At 62.7% G+C, this 21,712-nt stretch carries 14 protein-coding genes; 8 read left to right on the top strand and 6 right to left on the bottom strand.

The window, feature by feature from the left end; genetic code table 11:
• Positions 1–3: 3 nt before the first annotated feature.
• The 4 genes from ACGFJ2_RS51335 to ACGFJ2_RS51320 form a co-directional block, all read right to left on the bottom strand.
• Positions 4–1,242, bottom strand: a complete 1,239-nt coding sequence (locus ACGFJ2_RS51335; protein ID WP_393481265.1) for a glycosyltransferase — start codon at positions 1,240–1,242, stop codon at positions 4–6.
• Positions 1,239–4,487 carry an efflux RND transporter permease subunit gene (locus ACGFJ2_RS51330; protein WP_393481262.1) on the bottom strand — a complete coding sequence of 1,083 codons (3,249 nt, stop codon included), beginning with the start codon at positions 4,485–4,487 and terminating at the stop codon, positions 1,239–1,241. Before ACGFJ2_RS51330 ends, ACGFJ2_RS51335 begins: the two co-directional genes overlap by 4 nt.
• Positions 4,488–4,811: 324 nt before the next feature.
• Positions 4,812–5,483, bottom strand: a complete 672-nt coding sequence (locus tag ACGFJ2_RS51325; RefSeq protein ID WP_358545331.1) for a response regulator transcription factor — start codon at positions 5,481–5,483, stop codon at positions 4,812–4,814.
• Positions 5,480–6,691 carry a sensor histidine kinase gene (locus ACGFJ2_RS51320; RefSeq protein WP_393481259.1) on the bottom strand — a complete coding sequence of 404 codons (1,212 nt, stop codon included), beginning with the start codon at positions 6,689–6,691 and terminating at the stop codon, positions 5,480–5,482. The genes ACGFJ2_RS51325 and ACGFJ2_RS51320 overlap by 4 nt, the downstream gene beginning before the upstream one ends.
• Positions 6,692–7,741: 1,050 nt before the next feature.
• Between ACGFJ2_RS51320 and ACGFJ2_RS51315 the strand changes: the two genes are divergently transcribed.
• The 8 genes from ACGFJ2_RS51315 (at position 7,742) to ACGFJ2_RS51280 (ending at position 19,878) form a co-directional block, all read left to right on the top strand.
• Positions 7,742–7,999, top strand: coding sequence for an SCO6880 family protein (locus ACGFJ2_RS51315; protein ID WP_393481504.1), 258 nt, complete (start codon positions 7,742–7,744; stop codon positions 7,997–7,999).
• Positions 8,000–8,055: 56 nt separating this feature from the next.
• Complete coding sequence (locus ACGFJ2_RS51310) at positions 8,056–9,123, top strand: hypothetical protein (protein ID WP_393481257.1); 1,068 nt, start codon at positions 8,056–8,058, stop codon at positions 9,121–9,123.
• 2 nt (positions 9,124–9,125) lie between these two features.
• Positions 9,126–9,800, top strand: a complete 675-nt coding sequence (locus ACGFJ2_RS51305; RefSeq protein ID WP_393481255.1) for a VWA domain-containing protein — start codon at positions 9,126–9,128, stop codon at positions 9,798–9,800.
• A 94-nt stretch (positions 9,801–9,894) separates the two neighbouring features.
• On the top strand, positions 9,895–11,142 hold the full coding sequence (locus ACGFJ2_RS51300) for a hypothetical protein (protein ID WP_393481252.1): 1,248 nt from the start codon (positions 9,895–9,897) through the stop codon (positions 11,140–11,142).
• Entirely contained in the window at positions 11,139–14,384 is a 3,246-nt protein-coding gene (locus ACGFJ2_RS51295) for a DEAD/DEAH box helicase (RefSeq protein ID WP_393481249.1), read from the top strand. The genes ACGFJ2_RS51300 and ACGFJ2_RS51295 overlap by 4 nt, the downstream gene beginning before the upstream one ends.
• Before the next feature lie 82 nt (positions 14,385–14,466).
• A complete protein-coding gene (locus ACGFJ2_RS51290; protein WP_393481247.1) occupies positions 14,467–15,585 on the top strand; it encodes a hypothetical protein in 1,119 nt (372 codons plus the stop codon).
• A complete protein-coding gene (locus ACGFJ2_RS51285; RefSeq protein ID WP_393481243.1) occupies positions 15,566–17,833 on the top strand; it encodes an AAA family ATPase in 2,268 nt (755 codons plus the stop codon). Before ACGFJ2_RS51290 ends, ACGFJ2_RS51285 begins: the two co-directional genes overlap by 20 nt.
• 164 nt (positions 17,834–17,997) lie before the next feature.
• Positions 17,998–19,878 carry a hypothetical protein gene (locus tag ACGFJ2_RS51280; protein WP_393481241.1) on the top strand — a complete coding sequence of 627 codons (1,881 nt, stop codon included), beginning with the start codon at positions 17,998–18,000 and terminating at the stop codon, positions 19,876–19,878.
• A 322-nt stretch (positions 19,879–20,200) separates the two neighbouring features.
• On the opposite strand, the gene ACGFJ2_RS51275 is transcribed toward ACGFJ2_RS51280, so the two are convergent.
• Complete coding sequence (locus ACGFJ2_RS51275; RefSeq protein WP_393481239.1) at positions 20,201–20,437, bottom strand: hypothetical protein; 237 nt, start codon at positions 20,435–20,437, stop codon at positions 20,201–20,203.
• Between the two features lie 587 nt (positions 20,438–21,024).
• Positions 21,025–21,624 carry a hypothetical protein gene (locus ACGFJ2_RS51270; RefSeq protein WP_393481236.1) on the bottom strand — a complete coding sequence of 200 codons (600 nt, stop codon included), beginning with the start codon at positions 21,622–21,624 and terminating at the stop codon, positions 21,025–21,027.
• Positions 21,625–21,712 lie beyond the last annotated feature (88 nt).

The following is a 21,712-nucleotide window of genomic DNA, read 5'->3' as shown; positions in this document are numbered from 1 at the left end:
GGATCAGGGGGTGCTGCGGCGGAAGACGGCCAGCCGCAGCACCAGGAAGCGGACAACGGTGACCAGCACGGACGAGGCGGTGAGCACCAGCGTCTCGGCCGCGGCCGACGCCTCGGGCTGTACCTCGCGGAACAGCAGCACGGCGGCGGAGGTGACGACGTACCCGAGCAGGAACAAGGCACCGGCTCCCAGGTGCGCCCGGCCAGCCCCCGTACCGGACCAGCGGAAGGTGAGACGGCGGTTGGCCTCGGTGTTGAGCACGGTGAGGACCAGCAGCGACACCAGGTTCGCGAGCGCGGGCGGCCACCAGGCGCGCAGCAGCCAATAGAGTAGGGCCTGACCGGCCGTCGAGAGCACGCCGATGGCCACGAAGCAGCCGACCTCCCAGGTGATCCGGGAGCGTGCCCTGCTGGGGGCCAGTACGGCGTCGGGGTGCTCGGCGGCGGGAGCGGGGCGACTCGGCAGCGGGGCCCGTGCGGCGCCCGACGCCTTCATGCGGGCCACCCGCCACAGCCCGCGCAGATCGTCCGTGGCGGTGCTGACGACATCGACCCGGGTGTCGACATCCTCGACCCAGTCGACCGGGACCTCGTGGATGCGCAGCCCGTTGTGCTCGGCGAGCAGCAGCAGTTCGGTGTCGAAGAACCAGGCGTCGTCCTGCGTTCGTTCGAGGAGCGGGCCGAGCACGTCCGTACGCGCGGCCTTGAAGCCGCACTGCGCGTCGCTGAACCGTGCTCCGTGCGTGAGCCGGATGATCGCGTTGTAGCAGCGGGAGATCAGCTCGCGGCGCGGCCCGCGCACGGTACGCGCCCCGGGAGCCAGTCGACTGCCGATGGCGAGATCGGAGTGGCCGCTGGCGAGCGGGGCGATCAGCGGCATCAGCGCGTCCAGGCGCGTGGACAGGTCGACGTCCATGTAGACGACGATGTCGGCCTCGCTCGCGCCCCACACCGTACGCAGCGCGAGCCCGCGCCCTTTCCTGTCGAGGTGGACCACGTTCGTGCCGGGCAGTTCGGCGGCCAGTTCCCGGGCCACCTCCAGCGTCCGGTCAACGCTCGCGTTGTCCGCCACGGTGAGCCGCCAGGGGAACGGCATCCACTGACTGAGGTGTGCATGAAGGGTACGCAGACAACCTGGGAGCGCCCGCTCCTCGTTGTAGACGGGGATGACGATCTCGACCGTGGGATGCGGAAGCTTCGAGGGCTGGAAATCCCGGAGGACGCCCCGGCTTGTACTGGTCATCGATGCCCTCCGGAAACAACTGCCGGCTCCCCGGGGGTCTCGGCGATGGGCGGTACGGCGGATCGCGGCGCGCGTCTGGCCCGGATCTTCTCCTTCCGGCTTTCGACCATGGTGTACAGGGTTGGGACCAGGATCAGCGTGAGCAACGTCGAACTGATCAGCCCGCCGATGACCACGATCGCGAGCGGCTTGGAGATGAACCCGCCCCCGCCGGTGATGCCCAGAGCCATCGGCAGCAGCGCGAAGATCGTGGCCAGTGCGGTCATCAGGATGGGCCGGAGCCTGTTGCGCCCGCCTTCCACGACGGCCTCGTGCAGCGGCATCCCCTGACCGCGGTACTGGTTGATCAGGTCGAGCAGCACGATGGCGTTGGTGACCACGATGCCGACCAGCATCAGCAGCCCGATCATCGCCGCCAGCCCGAGCGAGGTCCCGGTGATGAGCAGCAGGCCGATCGCGCCCGTGGCGGCGAACGGGATCGACACCAGGAGCAGCAGCGGCTGAATGAGGCTGCGGAAGGTGGCGACCATGACGAAGAACACCAGTGCGATGGCCGCCACCAGGGCCAGGCCGAGGCTGCCGAAGGCTTCGTCCTGGTCGGCGCTGGCACCGCCGACGGAGTAGGTGGCGCCGGCGGGCAGTGTCAGCTTGGCGAGCCGGCTGTCCAGGTCCGCGCTGATGGCGCCGAGGTTGGCGCCGGTGCTCTTGCCGGAGACAGTGACGGTACGCTCCCCGTCAACCCGGCTGACCGAGACAGGCCCGTTGACCTGCTTGACCTCGGCGACGTCGGAGAGCTCCCCCTTCCCAGGCAGGTCGAGCTTGCGCAGCTCGCCGAGCGAGACGGGCGCGTCGCCGGTGTCCACGACGACGTCGGCGGTGGTGCCGTCGAAGGTCAGCTGGGTCACGGTGCTGCCACGGAACGCCTGGGCGACCAGCTGGCCGACAGCGGCCTCGGTCAGGCCGCGCTCCGCGGCCTCCTTGCGATCGACGGTGACGTCGATGCGCGGCGCGGTCTCGGCCAGGCCGCTGGTCACCTCGGTGACGCCGGGGATGGCCGACATGGCCTGCTGTACGACTCGCGCCGCGTCGCTCAACGTGTCCTGCTCACTGGCGTGTACCAGGACTTCGAGCCCGTCGCCGCCGAACCCGCCCGTCTCGCCGATGCTGATCTCTCCGGCGTCGGGCAGCTTGCCCAGCTGATCGCGCAGGGTGTTCTCGACGGCCGCGGTGTCACTGTCCTCGCGCAGGGTGAGCGAGTAGCTGGCGCGGGCCGTACCCCCGCCGCCTCCGTTCGGACCTGCGCCCGCGAACCCGACGCCGCTCGCGCCACCCACAGTGACCTGGTACGACTTGACCGCGTCGAGGCCGGTCAGAACCTTCTCGACCTCCTTGGCCTTCGTGTCGGCCGCGGCCAGGGATGTGCCGACGGGCAGGTTCTGGGTGATGTTGACCGTGTCCTGCCCCGCGTTGTCGATGAAGCTGGTCTCCAGCCTGGGGACCAGGGCGAGCGTGCCGATGAGGATCGCCAGAGCGCCGGCGACCGTCGTGAGCCGGTGGCGGGTGGCGAAGCGGATCACCGGGACGTAGGCGCGCTGGAGCAGGCTGCGGCGTTCCTTCTCCTCCGCCTTGTGCCGGTCACCGTTCTTGGGCGGCTTGAGGAACCAGTAGCTCAGCACCGGTACGACGGTCAGCGACACCAGCAGCGACGCGAGCAGCGCCACCGTGACGGTGATGGAGAACGGGCCGAACAGCTCGCCGACGAACCCGCCGACGAAGGCGATGGGCAGGAACACCGCCACGGTCGTGAGGGTGGAGGCGGTCACCGCGCCCGCGACCTCGCGTACACCGTTCTCGATCGCCTGCCGTTTGGGCTCGCCGTAGGAGAGATGGCGTTTGATGTTCTCCAGGACCACGATCGAGTCGTCGACGACGCGGCCGATCGCGATGGTGAGGGCGCCGAGGGTGAGCATGTTGAGCGAGTAGTCCCAGGCCCACAGCGCGATCAACGCGATCAGCACCGACAGGGGGATGGAGACGGCGGTGACCAGCGTGGAGCGTACCGAGAACAGGAAGATCAGGATGATCAGCACGGCCATGGCCAGGCCCAGCAGGCCCTCGGTGGTCAGGCTCTCGATCGACTTCTCCACCTCCGGCGCCTGGTCGTAGACGATGGTGAGCGCGGCGTCCGTGCCTAGGGCGGTGGCTAGGGCGGGCAGTTTGGCGCGTACGTCCTCGGAGATCGACACGGCGTTGCCGCCGGGCTTCATGGTGATGGAGACGCCCAGGCTGGGCTTGCCGTCGGTTCGGGTGAGCGTGGTCGATTCGGCCAGGCCCAGCTTCACGGTGGCCACGTCGCCGAGCCGTACGGGCTTCGGCTTCTTGGCTTTTGCGGTGGTTGGGGCGGTCTGTGGGGAGCCCGGCCGCTGATTTTGGTTTTCGGGCTGGGCCTGGGCCTGGGCCTGGGGCTGGGGCTGGGGCTGGGGCTGGGGCTGGGATGCCTGGGCGGCGGGGGCGAGGTACAGGTCCTTGAGGTCCTTGATCGACTCGAACCTGCCGCCGACCTGGACGCTCAGGGTCGTGTCCGCATGGGTCAGGGATCCGGCGGGAATCGGCTGGCCCGCGCCCTGGATGGCGGTGGAGATCGCGCTGGTGTCCAGCCCCTTCTTCTTCAGCTCATCGGCGTCGGGGGTGATGGTGATGACCTGATCCCTTGTGCCCGTGACGGAGGCTTCCTTGACCCCCTCGATACCGGTGAGCGTCGGTACCACGTGGGTGGTCAACTGCTCGGCGAGCCGCTGCTGCGACTTGTCGGAAGCGGCGGCGAGCTGGATGACCGGCAGGTCGTCGGTGCTGCCCACGACCACCTTCGGCTCAACCCCGTCCGGCAGCCGGTCGGACAGCTCGCTGACCACCTGCTGGACCTTGCTCTGCGCGTCGTCGATGTCGGTGCCGAAGTCGAACGCCACCTGGACCGTGGAGCTGGACTCCCGCGAGGTCGAGTTCACCCCGGTGACGCCGGTGACCCCACGTACGCCCTCCTCCAGCGGCACCGTGACCCGGTCCTCGACGATCTCCGGAGCGGCGCCTGCGTATGTCGCCATGACCGATACCTGGGGGAACGACAGCGAGGGGAGGAGCTGTTGCTGCAGCGCCGGGGTGACGTAAACGCCGAACGCGAGCACCACGACCGTGATGAGCGCTATGAGCCCCCGTTGGGCAAGGCTCAATCTAGCCAGAAACGACATCTTTCCACTTCTCTTCGCATGGGTGTCAGATCGCACGGTGCGCGGGAACGGGCGAGCCGGACCACTTGGGTCACCACTTCAAGCCTCGGGGCGTGGCTTTGGGCGGACGTCCGCCTGGAGGAGGGTTCTGATCTGCGGCGATCGCAGTAGACGGGGGCGCGGGCTACTGCGTTCGCGGTTCTTGGGGAATCAGCTAACCCGTAGTTTTCGGGCGATCAGCTAGCCCGCGCCCGCGGTTCTCGGGCGATCAGCGGGCGCAGTGGCTTTTGTGTGCGGTTCGCGGGCGATCAGGGGGCGCAGTGGCTTTTGTGTGCGGGGTGGCGATCAGCGGGTCTGGGGACGGACCAGACCGGTCTCGTACGCGATGATCACCAGCTGGGCGCGGTCGTGCGCCTTCAGCTTGGTCATGGCCCGGTTGACGTGCGTCTTGGCGGTCACCCGGCTGATCCCCAGCAGATCGGCGATCTCGTCGTTGGTACGCCCGTGGGCCACCAGGATCATCACCTCACGTTCGCGCTCGGTAAGCACAGCCAGGTCTTCGGGCACGTGCTGTGCCGAGACCCCGCGTCCGTCCAGGAAGCGGGTAATCAGCCGTCGGGTCGCCAACGGCGACAGCAGCGCCTCACCCCTGGCCACCACCCTGATGGCCTCCTGCAGCTCGCCGGCTTCCACACTCTTACCGAGGAACCCGCTGGCACCCGCCTGCAGCGCGGCGAAGACGTACTCGTCGATCTCGAACGTGGTCAGAACCAGCACCCGGACCCCGGCCGTGGCCTCATCGCAGGTGATCTCCCTCGTCGCGGCCAGACCATCCATTCCGGGCATGCGAACGTCCATCAGCACCACGTCGGCCATGGTCTCCCGCGCCAGCCGCACAGCGTCATGACCGTTGGCAGCCTCGCCGACCACCTCTAGATCCGGGGCCGAGTCGATCAGCACCCGAAACCCGGCACGGACCAGCGCCTGGTCGTCCGCCAGCAGCACTTTGACGGTCATGGCCTGTTCTTCCTTGATACGGGGAGCACGGCATGCACCCGAAACCCACCACCGTCCACGGGCCCAGCGACGAAGGTCCCATCGACCGACAAGGCCCGCTCCCGCATACCGATCAGCCCGTGCCCAGAACCGCTCCCGGAGGAGACCCCACCCGCATCACTCCGACCGTCGTCGGCTACGTCGACGATCACCTCGTCGGCCGTGTAGTCGATCCGCACGGTCGCGGTCGCCCGCGGTACGTGCTTGCTCACGTTGGTCAACGCCTCCTGAACAATCCGGAACGCGGCGAGATCCACAGGAGCGGGCAACGGCCTCGGGTCGCCGTAGATGAGCCAGCCCAGGCTCAGCCCAGCCGCGGTGAAGGAGTCGACCAGCTCAGGCAGCCGATCCAACCCCGGTGCGGGCTCGGTCAGCAGCTCGTCACGGCTGCCCGGCCGGCGGAGCAGCCCCACTGTCGTCCGCAACTCGTCCAGCGCCTCCTTACCCGCTTCACGGACATGGCCCAGCGCCGTACGGGCCTGCTCGGGTTCGGTCGCCAGCAAATGCGCGGCAACCTGCGCTTGTACGTTGATCAGCGCGATGTGGTGGGCGAGAACATCGTGCAACTCCCGCGCGATGTACAGCCGTTCCTCCATCACCCGCCGTTCAGCCTCCTCCTCACGCGTCTCCTCGGCCCTGCGCGCCCGCTCCTCGATGGCAGCCACATAGGCCCGGCGACTGCGCAGCGAGTCCCCGACCGCGGTGGCCATACCGATCGACGCGATCGGCGCCAGCATCTCAGGCGTCAGCAACGCACTTCCACCGAACACCACCCTGGCCACGGTAACCACAAGCGCGGCAAGCCCTCCGTAGGCCCACGCGTGCCGCCGCGGGACTCGCGAGGCCACGGTGTACACCGCGATCGCCGACCCCAAGTTCAACGGGCTCCGCCCGTCGTCAACTACGACGGAGGCGACGAACCCGGCGACCGTGACAGCGAGAACGGCACGGGGCCACCGCCGCCGGAAGACCAGAGCACCGCAGACGACCGAAGCCAGGGCGATGTCGTAGGCGGTGAGGGACCGCAGTCCGCCGTGCCACTCCGCCCCTGGCGGCGGGGGCGCGCCCGGCGCCAGCAGCGTCATCGCGTAGACGCACACGGCCAGGATCGTGTCGGCCACATAGGGTCGGGAAAGGAGCTCCCGTCGCAGCCAGGTCACCGTACGCACGTCTAAACAGTAGGTCTGACCTGGGCGAATTCCCTCATTCCGTGGTACCCATCGGCTCTACTGCGACCGCAGTACGGCCGGGCCGGGATTCAGCGAAGGCAGACGATTCCGGCCTGCACCCAAGGTCCCGGAGGCGAACCGGCCTCGCGGAGCCAGCGCGCACCTTCCGTCAGTTGCGCTACGGCCCTCTTCTCCGGGCAGACTTGAGGGGCCGCCCAGGATGAGCACGATGCCAGCGAGAACCGCGGAGCCTTCTAATCTGCGCGGCTATATCGAGTGATCGAGATCTTGGGTCGCATAAGGGTATTGCGCGGTGCTCCGTCTGAGGCCTTCGTTGGCTAATCGGAGACCGGATTGAGGAAAGATCCCGGTAATCTTCTGGACGTCCCGGTGATGCGGCCCGACGGGCTTCCGCTTTCGTGGCGGACACGCCCCCATGCTGCACGAGTCTTTCGTGCTGCATGGGGGGACATCCGTGGCCGTTTCCGGCAGCCGCCCTGTACGGCTTGCATTGCTTGCTTGATCATCCTGCGCATGTCCCACACGGTGTCATGGCTGCCTGTGTGCAAAAGGTGACGATCATTAGTTGGAACGTTCGTCGTCCTTGGCAGGAAACGTGGATGCCAATACCTGTTCCAGAACCCATCGGAGCGGTTTATGGTCATCGTTGGTAGCTGCCGGCCGCCGGCAGGGCCAGCTTAGTCATTAGCCTACGGCGTATGGATGGTTGGCGGCATATGCTGTGTTGTTGGAGATTGGGTTGTGGCGGGTCGATGGCAAGCCTGTAAAAGTAGGAACGTCCAAGATGCCCCTGTAGTCACGGCTGGCGGAGTTGCTGGAGGCGGACCCGAGTATCCTTGGAATATCCGTACTCCTATTCGGCAGGCATGTTTCCACCGCGCATGGCAAGTTTGTCGACCCCCTCGGCATTGACGCCGAGGGCAGGCTTCATTCCCTGGAGATGAGCGGGACCGAACCCCCGGGACGTCGTGGAACAGGTTTGGACCACGACTGAGTACATCTCCGACGCCGTCCAGCGCTAGCTAGCGCATCGGGCAGATCGAAGACGCCCAGCAGAGCGCCGAGTATTACGACGTCCTCCAGCAGGAGACCGACCTCACCACGGGCCGCGGAACCCTTCGCACGAACGGCTTCATCGCCGTCAGCGCCCAAGACCCCGATGAGCTGGAGCGAATGGTCGCCGATATCGAGCAGGCCGCAAAACAATCCTCCTGTGAGAGCCGCCGTCTCTGGGGTCAGCAGTCCAGTTCTCGGGGGGCAGCCCTGCCACCGTGCCGTCAGGTGTGACCTGGCCGGGCCCAGTTGGTGTTTACTCGCCCAAACTGTCGGATGCCGTCAATAGGATGGAGAGCATGCAGTCCTGGGGGAAGGCGACTCCGCCGAGCGTCATCATCGACCTCTCGCCCATCGTGCTGCTCCGAGGCGACCCAAGCTGGGATTGGGTGGAGGCGGCCGTGAAGGCTTGGCGGGAGCAAAAAGACCCCAACGCTCGGTTCTACGGGGTTGCCGACAACAGTCTCTACTACAAACTCGACGATGCAGGGAAGCGTGGTCTGTCGGAGTGGAAGCGCAAGCGCATGGCACGTTCGGTGTCCTGGGCTGACCCCGAAGTGCTCGAACTCGCGACACACTTTGAAACCGCCTCCGTACTGACCACGGACCTCTACCGTGACCACCGGCGTGACTTTCCTTGGCTCCAAGGTACGGACCGCATCTGGAAGCCAGTTGTACGTGACGGAGCGGTCGGATTCGACCGGCTCGACTACAGCCCGATTCCGGCGGAAGAGGTGTCCTGGCGAGTCGAGGAAGCCAACCTGATTCCCAAGGGGTTCAAGACTACCGGAGCCAGGGACGCGCTCAAGTACGAGTGGGGATGCACCACCAGCACTTGTCCCTGGGGAAGCAAGGCGGTTATCGAAGAGGATCCTGCCTTCCGCGATGGCCAGGTCGTGTGCCCGAGTTGCTCCGCTCCTGCAGAACGACTGGGCTTCCGAGAGAGCACCAAAGAGATAGTGCTCCTCCTCGGTGATGATGAAGTCGATAGGCTTCCGCTTGCCGAACGCTTCGAGCTCACTGTGGGTCGTGGTCGCGGCACCGGCAGGTACGACGTCCGAGAGGTGTTGGAGGACGCGGTTGCCAGCAAGGTAAGCAGAGACCACCTGAAGGTGATCAATAAGAGCGGCCGAATCTTTGTCGTGGAGCTGGGATCCAAGAACGGCACGGACATCGTCAGAGAAGACGGGGTAGCTGCACCGTTGCAGAGAGGTGTCCAACAGGCTCTAGCGCCAAATGAGCACCTGGCGCTTGCCGGCGGGGTCCTCAACATCAGGCTCTCGGGCAAGAGGCGACCCCGCGGCACGTACGAACCTGACCTGACCACCCCACCATTCCTGCGAATCGAAGGGAACTGAGCATGTCTCTCCTTGATGACATCGAGCCCGTACAGGCCAGAACCCTTCCGGTCATCCTTCTGCTGGACACCAGCGGGAGCATGCGACAGGACGACAAGATCGACGTCCTCAACGACAGCGTCGCCGAGATGATCAGGGAGCTCGCTTCGGTCGATGCCGGCCACGGGTTCATCACCCTTACACTCATCGCATTCGGCGGTGAGTCCGCCGACGTGATCCAGAAGAACGTTCCGGTCGGGAACATTGCATTCACCCCGTTGAAAGCCGGTGGCAAGACCCCGATAGGGCATGCCTTCACACTCGCGCGTGAGCTCATCGAGAACCGGGACGAGATCTCGTCGAAGGCATACCGGCCCACGATTGCGCTCGTCTCCGACGGTCTACCCGTCCCTGCGCTGGCTGGTGAGCTTGAAGCACTGATCGACAGCGACCGTGGTTCCAAGTCGTCCAGATTTGCGTTGGCGGTCGGCGCTGATGCTGACCGGGACCTGCTCGCAAAGTTCGCGTCCGGTGGAGGCGTGATGGAAGCGAGCGAGGCAGCCGAGGTTAGGAACTTCCTCCAGTGGGTCACCAACACGGTGACGCAAGTGACCCTGTCCATCTTCGACTCGGACGTGAAGTCTCAGTCCGTGTCCGACGAATCAATCGCGCGATTGCAGCGAGACGATGCCTTCTGATGGTCGCTCCGGGAGCCGCGTACGCGATGACACCGGGATTGAGTATGTGCTTGGAGAAGAGATCGCTCGCGGCGCCCAAGGGACTGTCTATCGCGTGGATGGCCAGCCCGGCTTCGCCATCAAGCTTCTGGAACGCGAAACTGACCTTGCGCGAATCGAGGAAGTAAGGAGACTTCCTCTGGACAGCCTCCCTCTCGCAGCACCAACTTCGCTCATCCGAGATGGCGGATTTGGGTACTTGATGCCTCTCGCCTCAGACATGAATCCGCTACGTGAGCCCTATCTCCCCCGAGAGTTCGGGCCACGGGAGACAGACAGCATCGATTGGTACAGAAACACGGGAGGCATTCGACGGAGGTTGGCACTGGCGGCCAACGTCGCCCAGTCTCTCGCTGCTCTCCACGAACGAGGCCTCGCCTATGTGGACCTCAACCCCAACAACGTCATGATCTCGGACGATGTCAGTCGCGAGGAAACATGGCTGATCGACACTGACAACCTGACTTCCAGAGCAAACCCGAAGTGGGAGATCATCGGCTTCCCCGGTTACGCAGTCCCGGAGCGAGTCACGAAGAAGGCACCACCGTCTACGCTCGCAGACGCCTACACCTTGGCAATCCTGACCTTCCGGTTGTTGGTTCTTAGCCACCCGCTCGAAGGACAGGCCGCGGAGAGTCTTGACGGCGATGCGGCTGCAGCGGCGATCAATACTGGCGCGTTGGCCTATGTCGGAGATCCCACAGACGAGTCGAATCGGCTGCCCACGAGGAGGCTGTCCGCGAAACTGTTCGCCCTCGCTCTCAGCGGACGAATGCAGCAACTCTTCCTGGAGACCTTCGGCGTAGGGAAACTGAACCCACTCGCGCGTCCGGGATCCGCCAGGTGGCGAGACGCACTGTGGCTTGCACACGACAACGTCGTCGAGTGCGCGGACGGTTGCGGTTGGAGTTACTTCCGCCTGCTGCGCCAATGCCCTGCCTGCGGCCGAGAGACGCCGCCGGTTGTCTTGGCAACGGTCTTTCCCGAATGGGGCGAGACCGAGTGGGCGGATGTCGACCCTCAGGCGCGAGACTCGCTGACACTCTCCCTCCACCGCTCGACGCCAGTCGGTGAGAGGCAGCTGTGGGGTGGATACGCCTCGAAGGATCCACTGCTCACCTTCACGCCCGTCGGCAAGGGCTTTGAACTCGGTGCCCGCGAAGGTGTCCACGTCACCGATGGAGCTGGTAAACGCGTCGAGCGGATCCCCTACCCCGAGAATAGAAAGGAATACCGCGTCAGGGTTGAGACGAGCGGCAGGCCCGCGCGCACTCTCCGGATCACCTCAATCGAGGCGATATGAAGCTTGAAAGCCTTGCGCACTCGGATGAGAGGGCGATCATTCTCGTCCCCTTCGGGAAGGTCTCACTTCCGGCCGGATGTCTTGTCAGTCTGGATGTAACACCAACAGGAGTAATCGTCCGACGCAGCAACGAAGCGCTGCTCTGCGAACTCCCCAGACTTCATGACGCCGATTGGCTCGCTGACGTCACCGCCAGAGGAGCCTACGTCGCTGAGCTTCTGTCTATTGACGGCCCCACGCAACAGATGCCTGGTGAGGTGAAACTCAAGGTTCTGCGGTATGACGACTTAGAACTGTGGGCAGAACCGCGTGAAGTAGGCGTGGACGATCGCACTGTCGCCGACGTCAACAGGTACCGCCGACGCAACGATTCGTCGCAAGAGGTCATGAAGTGGCTGAAGGCTCAGCTGCTCCTCGATTCAAACGATCCAATCACCGTGGTTGCCACCGGTGCGGGCGAGTTCAATAAGACCGGATTCCGAGTGGTTGGCTCTGGCATCGTCGCGGACATCGGTCTCGAAGATGGTCGGCTTTTGGTGGCAAGAGTGACCAAGAAGCCTAGGAGCCGAAACCAAAGACTGGTCCTCGTGAGGGGACGAATCGACATCAAGGATCACACGCGCATCGGTCTGGTGAGCACGGAGGACCGAGAGGAACTCAGACGCCTGTCCTCGGCGGAGAACGCATTTCTCGCTATCTGGAACGAGTACAGCAGGCTCGAACAGAGGGCCGCAAAGGAGTCTGCCCAAGACATCGGATGGGCCGAATACGACCGGTACCGAGTCTTGGGTAACGGCTCAATCGAGTTCGACCTGGTGCACAACAGCCGGGCCAGCGCTCTCTTGGAACGCATAGGCAACGACACCGTCGGCCTGGAGGCGTCGCTCACACGGAGTTTCCTTGATGACAGCAGCGAGCATCCGAACGGAGTCGCGCACCGCCGAACCAAGGACGACCGCGGCTTCGTCATTGGTGAAGCTCGGGTGACTGGACGCGACACCTTGGTCCTCGTGCCCGAACGCGAAGTCAGGAAAGGCGATATCCCTGCCAAAGGTGAAATCTATGGTGTCTACACGACCGACTCCATCCGCATTAGTCGGCGTGAAACAGCGCAGAAGGAAATCTCGCTGGTAAGAACTTCTCCTGCACGCCAACTTTCTTTGATTCTTGCCGGCAAGCGCCCGGACCCGGTCGGCAGAACGCAACGTCACGAACCGTTGTCGGCACGGGCACGAGCCCTGCTTGGCGGCGAACCCACCCCAGCGCAAGTTGAAGCCATCGATCTCGCGATCAACTCTCAGGACCTGGTTCTCATCCAGGGACCACCCGGCACAGGCAAGACCAGGGTCATCGCAGCCATTCAGGCCCGGCTGGCAGAGCTCAGCAAGGGCCACCTAGCGAGCAATCGACGAGTCCTCTTTGCAAGCTACCAGCACGATGCTGTCGAGAACCTCATCCAGGCTGCAGACGATGGGGCGCTGCCTCCAGTCAAGATCGGCGCAAGACACCGAGGCACCGAAGACGATGCCTACCTCCATGCGTGGGTCGCAGACCTGCAACAGCGATTGGAACGTCGCTACGAGGGTGAGAAGTCGACTGAGCTGTTGCAAACGTTGAGGCAGCTTCGTGAGAGATTGACTGCCTACCAGACTCAACCATTCGATGTTCCGGGCACTGTAGATCTGTTGCTCTGGCTCGCGGCAAGCACTCAGCTGACCGACAGCGCAGTATCCGGAACAGCCAGGAGACTCGCACGACGAGTCGAGAAGGAGCTGGGTGGCGGTGGGTCTACCGCAGGTCGCCGGAAGGTTGAGGTGCTGGCCCGCGGCCTACGCTCATCTCCTGAGAGCTTCGAGGATGACGGTCGGGAGCGAGCGCGTGACGCCGCTCTCTACCCCCCGGTGAGGGAACTCCTGGACGACCGGCAGCGCTCCATGCTCGACGAGGCGGCCACCACCGCAGACGAACAGACGGCCTCGGCATACATGGCAATCCTGAAGAGGGTGCTGCTCGACAGGGTGATGAATGCCCGCGCGGCATCGAGCATCGTGGCTACCCGACCAGAAGTCGAGGCGCTCCTGAAACGCGCCATCGACTCGACGGAGGCCGAAGTGCGCAAGTCCACGAGCGACATCGACCTCGCGGTCGAGGACTATCGGGACGCTGTCGCGCACCAGCCCGGAGCGGTGCGAAAGTCCCTACAGATGCATTCCCGTGCACTTGCGGCAACGTGTCAGCAGTCCGCTTCCGGAGCGATGCGTGGGATCCACAGCGGGTTCTTCGACACGGTCATCCTTGATGAGGCGGCTAGGGCCAATCCGCTCGACTTGATGATCCCGATGAGTCTGGCGATGAATCGCATCGTCCTCGTCGGCGACCACAGACAGTTGCCGCAGTTGTTGGATGACGAACTACTCCCGATCCTTTCGCAGCGACATGACAGCAACATTGTTGAGCACACGCTCAGACAGTCCATGTTCGAGCGACTATTCACGACTCTGCAAGAACTGGAGCGGTCGGACGGCAACAAGCGAGTCATCACGCTCGACCGGCAATTCCGTACCCACCCTACTCTCGGCCGATTCATCAGTGAACAGTTCTATGAGCCATTTGGGGAGCACCTGGAGAACGGCATCAACGACCCGGCACCCTTCGTGCACGGCCTAGCCAGGTACGGCAGCGCCCCCTGCGGATGGATCGATGTGCCGTTCGCAGCCGGACCAGAACAACGCACTGGGACCAGCATCAGTCGACCCGCTGAGGCGCAAGTCATTGTGGGAGAGCTCGATGATGCGCTGCGGCAGTCGGAAGAGTTGACGTTCGGTGTCATTGCCTTCTACTCCGGGCAAGTCGACCAGATTTGGCAGCGAATGTCAGACGCGGGCCTCGCGGTCAGGAACAACCAGAACCAGTGGGTAATCAATCCTGCCTCGTCTTGGCTCTACACGTCCAGAGGCCTCCCCAGACTGCGCATCGGCACGGTGGATGCTTTCCAAGGTAGGGAGTTCGACGTCGTCTACCTCTCGACGACGAGATCTAGCAGGCCCGGATCGCGCACGTCGAACCCATTCGGCTTTCTGGTCTTGCCAAACCGTTTGAACGTCGCCATGAGTCGACAGAAGAGGCTCCTCATCGCAGTCGGGGATGCCGGTCTCATGACCTCTGACGAGGGTCGTAAGACGGCTCCCTCGCTGGCTGCATTCTATGACTTGACCGGAGGCGCTGATGGCTTCCGGCGATAGCAAGAGGCTTCCGGCGTATCTCTTGGGAGATTGGCCGAGGAAGTTCCGTCATGCGCTGGTCACTCCAGCAACCAGGTGGCGCGTGTTCATTGAGGACCAGCAGCAGGTTGAACACGATGTGATATTGAACACTGTCCTGCGCATTCGACAGGCCGGCGAGAGAGATGCATCCAGAATCGCGGACCTACTGCAACTCCCCGAGGACTTGATTCGCTACTTGCTCGCCACCGCCGACCAGGAGCGGTTGGATGCGGCGAACTCTGGTCAGAGCATCGTCGCTGTGCGGTCGACGGTGGGGTGGGTCTACCGAGACGCCGCCACCGGAGAGTTGTGGCCCCAGCCCGGCGAGCAAGTCGAATCACTTGATATTCGGTATTCGGGGTCTTTCAGAGGGCGATTCGACGTCGGAACCGCTGGCCGCAGAACGTCGATCGATGCGCTCCTTCTCGACACACATGAGACGGGAGGCTTACAGCCAACTGTGGTGGAACTGGCCCGCTTCAGTCGGTCCGATGAGGCGCAGAAGCGGACGGCTGTCATCAGTTCTGGCGAACCTTGCTTGGTCGTCAGCCCCGTCAGTAGGGACAAGAGCGGACTTGCCGTGCTCACCACACAGGATTCGCCGCAGCTGAGCCTGGGGAGGCTACTGAATAGCGTAGTCGATCAGTACGAGTCAGTAGCCAAGTGGGCCAAGGAAGTGCCTCTCGGCTCGACCGAAGCGCAGAAGTCGTCACTTGAGCTCGCACTGGACGAACTAACTGACGTGCTCGGCCATCTCCGCATCGGCGAATTCCGAGCCGTGGCCTCCTCACACCTCATGAGCCTCATTGAGCTGACTTTGGGTCGGTGGGTTGACCACTACCGTTACCAATTTGGCCTGGCAGCAGCGGTCGAGCGATTGACCGACGAGGAGACCCGGGCGGTAGCGGAGCGCTTCGCCTTGAGCCCCAGCATCACACAACGATGGGCCGCGGCACCTCGGTCTGAATGCCGACATAAGGTTCTGGAACTCCTGCTGACCCGTCTACACGCAGGAGATCCACGGATCCAGGATATTTCTGTCGCAACTGCCCAATATGATTCCCTTCTCGATAGTGGTTCTTCGTCCCAGGAGCTGGTGGAGCTGGCGCAACAGCTTGTGAACGTGGGACAACTCCTGCTGGCTGGACAAGGGGGCGGGCATGGCCAAATCGAAAGCTAGGCAGGGCGCGAGGCCGCAGCGCCCAGCAGCGAACTCTGGGGAGGTCGACGCCCGCAAGGTTGACGACATCGAGCAGGGCCTTGCTGTGCTCCCAGAGGTTCCCGACGATGTCGTCGACGAGGTACCTCCCGTCGAACGCGAGACGGCCACGGTCACTGCAACCCGCTTGAAGAACCTCTTCGACCAAGTCAAGCAGCAAGGCGAGAACTACAAGCGAGCCCGCGAGAAGCTCTCCGAGAAGGAGGTGGATCTAAACGCCAAGGACTTGGAGGTCAAGGACCAGCAAGCCGCGCTCGACAAGCGCGAGGCTGAGCTTGCCGCCGCCGAGAAGGACCTCGAAGCCAAGCGGATGGCTGCCAAGGCCGGGTTCGTCGGCGAGCTGAGGGCGACCACCAGGGAAGTCTCAGAAAAGATCGATGCGATGCTCATCGACGCCGCAACGTGGGGCGCCGAAGGCAAGGCGAAAGCGTTGGAGGCCACTGCGGCCGAACAAGAGCGTCTGGCTGCGGAGCGAGCACAACTCGATTCGGAGTGGGCGTCTCTGCGAAAGCGCCAGGCCGATGTCCGCGCCCTGGAAGCCGAGGTGTCTTCCACCATGGAGTTCTTGAAGGCGAGGGAGGCCTCGCTCGATTCGCTTGTACAGCGCAGAGTCGAAACCGAGATCACTACCGTTCGAGATGACCTCGAAGACACCAAGGCCCAGCTGCAAGCGGGGCTAGAGCGTGTTGCAAGGAAGGACAGCGAAGTCCGTCAGCTTCGCAACGAGCTGGCACGGTTCGGCGGTGATCCGGATGGGTTGAAGCGCCGGATTGAAGAGTTGTCCGAAGAGTTGCGGATCAAGAAGGACGAACTGGCGCGCAGGCCTCCCGAGGATGAAGTGTCGGAGCTGCGCAGCAAGGCGCTTCGCGTGACAGACGCCGAGAATGAGGCCGCACACTGGCGAAGCCGGTACGACCAGATCGATTCCCAGCTCCGTCGCTACTTGGTCAATGTCGGCGAATTAGAGGTGCTCCGAGACGAGCGGGATGCTCTCGCCTCGCAGCGGGAGACCCTCCGGCAGGCCATAGCCCAGCAGAAGAGCGACTGGGAGGAGCTTCAAGCCAAGGAGAATTCTACGAAGGTATTCTCTGCCTGTTCGGACTACGACGAAGACCCTGCGCTTGCGCGCGAGATGGTTGGTCGCGACTTCGACACGTTGGCTGATCTGGTCGATGAGATTCGCAACCGGATGGCAACGAATCCAGCGACGAGCTTCTACTACTCCGAGGCGGACGTTCGCCTGTTCCTTGCAGGCCTCGCTTCCAGCAGGCTCCATCTGCTTCAAGGGATCTCGGGCACCGGCAAGACAAGTTTGCCTCGCGAGTTCTTCAAGGCGCTAGCCGGCGACGCGGCCGTTCAGATCGTCGAGGTCCAGGCGGGGTGGCGTGACAAGGACGACCTATTCGGCTACTACAACGCTTTCGAGAAACGCTTCGCAGAGAGCGAGTTCACCAAGTCCCTATACCGAGCTTTGTTGCCTGCGAACGCAGATCGCCCGATGGTCATCGTGTTGGACGAGATGAACCTTGCCCATCCCGAGCAATACTTCAGTGTGATGCTCTCGCTACTTGAGAATTCAACGACAGACCAAGGCTACCTCCACCTCCTTACTAGCGAGATTCCCCATTTGCCCAAGATGTTTGAAGGGTACCGACTCCCATTGCCGAGAAATGTCTGGTTTGTGGGGACAGCCAACCACGACGAGACAACCGTTGCGTTCGCCGACAAGACGTACGACCGTGCACACGTCCAAGTACTGCCAGCTACCTACGTTCGGTTCCAGGCCCGCAACCCAGGCCGAGCAGATCCCGTTTCCTTCCATGCGCTCGAACGGGCGTTCATCACCGCAACGCGTGACTATGCCAAGGAAGTTACCAAGGTGAAGAACTTCCTCAGGTCAAGCATGCGTGAGGAGTTCGAGAAGTTCGGCATCGGCTGGGGCAATCGGCTGGAGCGTCAGATCGATCGGTTCGTGCCTGTGGTGCTTGATTGTGGAGGCGATCCGACGGAGGCCGTCGACCACTTGGTCGCCACCAAACTGGTACGCAAGTTGGAAGACAGATTCGGCGTGCGCCCAGAGGACCTTGATGCCCTTGCCGACAGAATTGAACTCTTGTGGGACCAGTTGCAGTCTTCTTCACGCCCAAGCAAGACACTCGACGCTCTACGTAAGGAGTCGAAGAAGCTCCGGGGTGGATTCGGGTCGTGACTTCTGAGCAGGACCGCGTCTCGGGACTGCCGTCGCCGCGGCGAGTCGGATGGTCTGGCCGATGGGTTTCAGGATCGGTTCACCTGCTCGATCCAGCACTGGGCAGTCAGTCACGGGACTCGGTGACGTCAGAAGATCTTGATGCCCTCAGTTCTCTTAGCCAAATGCTGTCTGAGGCAGACAACTCGGGCTCTTGGGCAGAGCTACTTGGTTCCCCGCTACTTGCCGGCTACGACGACGAGGACACCATCGACCTGGAACAACGGGAGAAGCTCCTCGCCGAACGACTACCATCGATCGCATACATCATGGAACGATTCGTGACCCGGCTCGGGGAACGTTCGGAGCTGCTCCCGGTCTCGCGGGTTAAGCGTCCTGCCCGACGTTCACTCGAACGGCTTGCGGGGCACACCGAGGACTGGGCTGGCAGAACCCTCGCCGGTCCGGTGCCCAGGCGTGCGCTGGCAGTTACTCGTGAGGAAGATGCCAACCTCTACGAGAACCGTATGGTCACAGAGCTGGTTCACCCGATCCTGTCTTCCGCGCTGTTGGAGAGGATCCGAAAGCTCCGCAGACTCGTATCCGATCTCTCAGATCTGAACCCAACCCAGCACGTAGGCACCTACCAGCGGACTGAACGGCTGTACTCGTTCTGGGGGGACGACGCAGCGAAGGCAGCCGGGTGGCACATCCACGCAGAGAAGACCCTTGAGGCGCTGGAGAAGCTCGCCGCTTGGGTCCAGGCGCTGCGAGGCAGCACCCTCTCCCTCCTCCTTAGGAGGAAGGTGACTGGTCAACGCAGTCTGAGACGAACGAACATCATCAACAACGACCGCCACTACCGCGCTGCGGGCGACGTGTGGACAGCATATGAGCGGCCCGAGATCGCGTCGGAGACACTTGCCGCGAGGCAAGAACGGCTGGTGAACCGCCACAAAGCGTTCGATCACTACGTGCTTGGGCTCGTAGCTCGTGCTCTTGGCAACCTTGGCTACGCGCCACCATCAGGCACCCTGCCCGGGTTGGGCGAGGATGTTGAACTGGAAGGCACTTGGGGGAAAGCGAGGCTGACCCGAGGAGCCGATGGCGTTCTCACAGTCGGCTCCCAAGGTTCGACGACCCGGATAGTTCCACTTCTTGACGCGGTTGGCCCTCAAGATGACCATGCAGCAATCGGTCAGAGGTGGAGCGACTTGCAAGATGCCGCTGAGCGCCCGACGGTAGTCGTATTTCTTGCATCGGCTAGCGACGTTCGCAACAACCCCGACCAGGTAGTGGCCGGAACGATGATCTCCGCCAAAGACGACTCTCCGGAGCCTGGGACCCTGCTGACTGGTGTGCCGGTTTCACCCCTAGAAACAACAAGTTTGGAGCGTGTCGCAAGAGGTATCGCGCTCGCCGTGCGGATTCCGCCGCTGATGGCTTACCCTCCGCCGCTCACCTTGGGCGAGCAGCCGATGCCCGTCCGGCTGGTAGACCACGTCGAATCCTCTGGTATCGGCGAGCCGAATCTTTCACCTCTGTTCCATCGAGTTGGCAACGAGTTGAGACTTAGGCGTCCACTTGTAAGCTCCGAGCAGACTCGACTCGACGGTGTCGTGAGAGACCTTGCAGTTGCAGCTCGTGGAACCGGGTGGCAGAGGGACTACGGCGACCACATCTCCCATATCCTCAAGTCGTTTGACCTTGCAGCGATATCGCTTCTACCTCTCCTGACCTGCCCCGTGTGCTCAGTGGCTTCGGAGGCACGCCGACTTCAGCGAGCGGGTGACGTGTTCGTGATCGAGTGCCACTCCTGCAGGGCTCGGTGGGGACATGAGCGTTGTGGTACTTGTCAGGCACGGATTCCCATCATTGAGCCTGAGCAGGAACTGCTAAATCCCGAGATCAGCGGGCCAGGGTGGGTGGAGCGCATCTTCGGACAGGATGCTCTAGCGTCGCCCTGCTGGGCACGTACTTCTGGCAATCGATACATCTGCCCGAAGTGCTGCGTTTGCCCATTGGCGACCGATCCACTCGGCTCCGCTTGCACGCGCTGCCATTGATTCCGGCATAGGCGGCATAGGCGGCACGAAAGGGCACTCGCTGTATGAGAGCTTGCGCGATGCGACGCGTTCACCTAGCTTGAGCTGCGCGAATGCCTTAGGCGGGCAGGGCGGACCCCGTGATCATGGCGTGTATGTCCCGCGCTTGCTCGGTCCACTACCGTGGCCCCTGACGGCATCCCGACTGGGTCGCAAGGATCGTGTCCCGGACCCGCTCGCATTGCATAAGGATGCGCCATGGGACGAGTCTGGCCTCCGCAGCGAAAGTGGCGGTCAGAGGGCTCGGGGCGAATCCCATAACACCGCCCAGATGAAGGTTTGATCACCGCGTGGCCGGCGTCCAGGCTTGCAGTTCCTGGTAAAGCTTTGTAACTGCCTTTATAGCAGCTTTTCGTCTCGATAAAGAGTAGAATGCGTCTGCCTCTTGGAGGGCTGTAAAAGCATTCAGGGCGACATCGGTAATGCTTGTCAGGCGAGGCGATAAAATATCGTGGCGAGCATCAAGTTCACTTGGAGTCTTGATGCTATCGGCGATCCCGATCAGCTTGGTGCTCAGCACTGTATACAAATGAATCCAAGCTGAACTTAGAACCGCTGCCTCCTCGCGAGGGATAGTTCTGACGGCGCTGACGCGGTATAGCGCCTTCTTAACGTCCCCAGCCGCCACTGCAAACGCGTGATCCACTATGGAGCGGATTATTCTCCAGTGCTGTTCCGTCGTTGCAGAGTCGACGGCAGCGCTTGCAGAAGCCAGTTGGTCTGTCCAGCTTGGCTTTCGCGGCGCGCTTTGGCCTGGCACTGCTCAAAGGGCTCGGCGTCAACAGAGAAACAAGGAGAGGGCGTCATTCAGCCGATTTTGTAGCTCCTTGCGGCCAGCGGCTATGTTTTCGCTGTGCTTTCGAATGTCCCGAGAGGATCTCGGAGAATATAGTGCCGCTATCTGATTGAGGGGTTGTTGTCTGATGTCGCGAATGCCAGCGGCGCAGCCGACGATCTGTGATTTCTCGGTTGGATTTAGAAAAGGATCCTCTGCTTGTCTATCTAGTCCTTCGATTATCTGAACAATGCCTGCTAGTCCTTCGTCTACCTTCTGTAGTCTCTCGACGGCCAATTGCACGTTAGCGAAGCTGTCAGGAGTGATCCGACTCAATGCGCTGAGAGCTTTCTGGATGCAGGGCGTGTACAGGCTCCTAACTGAGAATGTCGATGTAACGACGTCGGCCTCGGTGCTCGATTTGGATGTCTCCTTTTGCGGGCCTTGATAAAGTCCGCGATAGTCGTTCTTAGCGCTTTCCCATCCAGGTACCTCGCTGCATCGCTCATCGGCGTATCTGAACAGGCATCCATAAGTTGGCTGCCATCGGCTCGGAGCAAAATGCTGTTGAGCACCGTCTCGGCAGGCTCATTCATCTTAATCTCATTGCCGATACTTAGATCGTCCGCCAGTATCTGTAGAGAATCACGCCATGGGGCGAGCATTATCTTTCGAAGTCGCTTTAATATCTCGGCTTTGTCGCTGGATGGCGTGATGTTCGCGCCCGACGGCGGCGGGAGGGAAGCAGATGGAAGCATGGCTAGAGCGTCAGGCAGTCTTGCAAGTTTGTTGGCGCCTGCGGCGTAATAGGCGACGACGTAGTTATCTGCCTGCTCAAGGTCGAGGATGGGATGCTGTCTATCCGTGGTTAGGGAAGCGACACGCTGGCGAGCATGCATGGCCAGGTCGGTTACCCGAACGTATCCGTCCATTCGGGACGCTCCTTGCCCGCAAAGTGCCTCCACTATCGCTAATGTGAATACGCTGTATGGATGGCCGGTCAATATCTCCGATTTCTCG

This window comes from Nonomuraea sp. NPDC049028, assembly GCF_043197735.1.
Classification (GTDB): Bacteria; Actinomycetota; Actinomycetes; order Streptosporangiales; family Streptosporangiaceae; genus Nonomuraea.
Note: the sequence above shows the minus strand (reverse complement) of the source record. Positions and strands in the feature narration are given on the sequence as shown.

Excerpts from the sequence above, each read along its gene's own strand:
- ACGFJ2_RS51335 (WP_393481265.1), bottom strand. The coding sequence starts at position 1,242 with ATGACCAGTACAAGCCGGGGCGTCCTCCGGGATTTCCAGCCCTCGAAG.
- ACGFJ2_RS51330 (WP_393481262.1), bottom strand. The coding sequence starts at position 4,487 with ATGTCGTTTCTGGCTAGATTGAGCCTTGCCCAACGGGGGCTCATAGCG.
- ACGFJ2_RS51325 (WP_358545331.1), bottom strand. The coding sequence starts at position 5,483 with ATGACCGTCAAAGTGCTGCTGGCGGACGACCAGGCGCTGGTCCGTGCC.
- ACGFJ2_RS51310 (WP_393481257.1), top strand. The coding sequence starts at position 8,056 with ATGGAGAGCATGCAGTCCTGGGGGAAGGCGACTCCGCCGAGCGTCATC.
- ACGFJ2_RS51305 (WP_393481255.1), top strand. The coding sequence starts at position 9,126 with ATGTCTCTCCTTGATGACATCGAGCCCGTACAGGCCAGAACCCTTCCG.
- ACGFJ2_RS51295 (WP_393481249.1), top strand. The coding sequence starts at position 11,139 with ATGAAGCTTGAAAGCCTTGCGCACTCGGATGAGAGGGCGATCATTCTC.
- ACGFJ2_RS51285 (WP_393481243.1), top strand. The coding sequence starts at position 15,566 with ATGGCCAAATCGAAAGCTAGGCAGGGCGCGAGGCCGCAGCGCCCAGCA.
- ACGFJ2_RS51280 (WP_393481241.1), top strand. The coding sequence starts at position 17,998 with ATGCTGTCTGAGGCAGACAACTCGGGCTCTTGGGCAGAGCTACTTGGT.
- ACGFJ2_RS51270 (WP_393481236.1), bottom strand. The coding sequence starts at position 21,624 with ATGGACGGATACGTTCGGGTAACCGACCTGGCCATGCATGCTCGCCAG.